We start from the raw sequence: 2,037 nt of genomic DNA on the forward strand, positions 1-2,037 counted from the left end.
CGGGCCACGGCGAGGACCCGCAGACCCCGCCCGGCCATGGCGGCGACCGCCTCCTCGACCGCGGACCGCCGGTCGGCGGGCAGCGCGCAGCGCGCCAGCACCGCGCCGGGGGCGCCCTTGACGTGCAGCACCGGCCCCTCCGGGCCGGGGTCCAGGGTGGACATCAGCATCCGGTGCGGGTCGAAGGCGTGGAGGACCAGCCGTTCGGCGTCGCGCACCCCGGCGTCCACGTCGGCACCGGCGGCCGCGGCCCCCTCCAGCAGGGCGAGCTCGGTCGGGTCCCCCGCGCCGGTCCGCGGGTCGGCCGTGCTGCAGCGCGCCAGCGCCGTCCAGAACGCGGGCCCGGGCGGCGACGCCTCGGGGCCCGGACCGCGGACGTCGACCACACGCATGGTGCCGGTCGTGAGCGTGCCGGTCTTGTCCGTGCAGATCACCGTGGTCGAGCCGAGGGTCTCCACCGCGGAGAGCCGTTTCACCAGCGCACCGCGGTCGGCCATGGCCCGGACCCCGACGGCCAGCGCCAGGGTGATCGTCGGCAGCAGCCCCTCGGGCACGTTCGCCACGATCAGCCCGACCGCGAGCACCAGGGCCTCGGTGAGCGACAGCCCGGCCACCACGCCGAGCGGGACGAACGCGACACCGACCCCGACGGCGACCGCCGCGATCAGCCGGGCGACACGGCGGACCTGCCGTTCGAGCGGGCTCTCGTCGGTCGGCCGGGTTCCGGCGAGCGCCGCGATGCGGCCGATCTCGGTGTGCGCCCCGGTGGCGTGCACGACGGCCTCGGCCGCCCCGGCGACGCACCCGGTCCCGCTGAACAGCAGGACCGGCGAGTCCAGCGCCCTCGCCGCGGTGTCGGGTGCCGACGCGTCGCGGACGACGGGGACCGACTCCCCGGTCAGCGCCGACGCGTCGATCTGCAGGCCGCCCGACAGCAGCCGGGCGTCGGCGGGCACCCGGTCACCCTCGGCCAGCAGCAGCACGTCGCCGGGCACCAGCTCCGCGGCGGGGACGCTCCGAACCGTCCGATCACGGCGGACCCGGGCGTGCGGGGGCAGGTAGCGGCCCAGCGCCTCGACGGCCCGGCCCGCGTGGCGCTCCTGCAGGAACGCGAACCCGGCGTTGAGCACGACCACCACCAGGATCGCCGTGCCCAGTTGCGCGGTGCCGGCGACGACGGCGAGCACCGCAGCCAACAGCAGCAGCACCGCCAGCGGGTGGGTCAGCTGCCGTCGCAGTGCCCGCCGGGTCGACCGGTTCCCCGCCCGGGCCGGTGTGTTCGGCCCGAACCGGGCGAGCCGCCGCGCCGCGTCGCGCCCGGAGAGCCCGGCCGGTCCGGAGCGCAGGTCCCGGAGCAGCCGGGCCGCGGGCTCCCGGGGGTCAGGGACGCCCCCTGCGAGCCGGTCGTCGGCGGGTCCGCCGGTCCCGGGGGCGGGGCCGGCAGGCCGGTGCCGGGTGTCGGTCACCGGGGTGTGTCCGTGGCCGCCCCCGCTCCCGTCGCGCCGAGGAGGACCGCCGCCCGGCGCGGGGTGACCACGACGACCGGGCAGCCGGCCCGGCGGACGCACGCGGCGCTGACCGAGCCCAGCACGGCACGGCCCAGCGGTCCGTGCCCGTGGCTGCCCACGACGAGCATGGCGGCCTCCGCCGACTGCGCCACGAGCTCACCGACGACGACGCCCTCGAGCAGCTCGCCCTCCACCCGCACCCCCTCGGGCACCGGGATCTCCGCCAGGTCGCTCTCCAGCGCACGTTCCTCGTCCTCACGGACGACCGACCGCACCACGAACACCGGCGCCGGCGGCGCGAACAGCGGCGCCGGGTCCCACACCCGCACCGCCCGTACCCACCGGCCGCTGCGGGCGGCCTCGGCGACCGCCCAGGCGAGCGCCGCCCGGCCGCCCTGCGACCCGTCGGTGCCGACGACGATCTCGTCGTCCCGCACCGTCCTCTCCTGCTCCATGACGCCCTCCTCGTGACGAGGGGCCCAGCGTCCGCGCCCCGGGCCGGCGCCGCGCCGGGCGAACGTCCTGCGGA

Annotated in this window: 2 protein-coding genes; both read right to left on the reverse strand. The window is 78.5% G+C overall.

Going from position 1 to position 2,037, the window contains the following annotated elements; translation table 11 throughout:
- On the reverse strand, positions 1-1,358 hold a 1,358-nt coding region (locus NH602_RS30470; RefSeq protein ID WP_253069640.1), incomplete at its 3' end, for an HAD-IC family P-type ATPase.
- Positions 1,359-1,462: 104 nt separating this feature from the next.
- Complete coding sequence (locus tag NH602_RS30475) at positions 1,463-1,963, reverse strand: universal stress protein (protein WP_062401823.1); 501 nt, start codon at positions 1,961-1,963, stop codon at positions 1,463-1,465.
- Positions 1,964-2,037: the final 74 nt, after the last annotated feature.

Source organism: Pseudonocardia sp. McavD-2-B, from assembly GCF_024124365.1.
GTDB classification, from domain to species: Bacteria; Actinomycetota; Actinomycetes; order Mycobacteriales; family Pseudonocardiaceae; genus Pseudonocardia; species Pseudonocardia alni.

Bases quoted from the DNA above. Each gene is read 5' to 3' on its own strand.
- NH602_RS30475 (WP_062401823.1), bottom strand. From the start codon at position 1,963: ATGGAGCAGGAGAGGACGGTGCGGGACGACGAGATCGTCGTCGGCACC.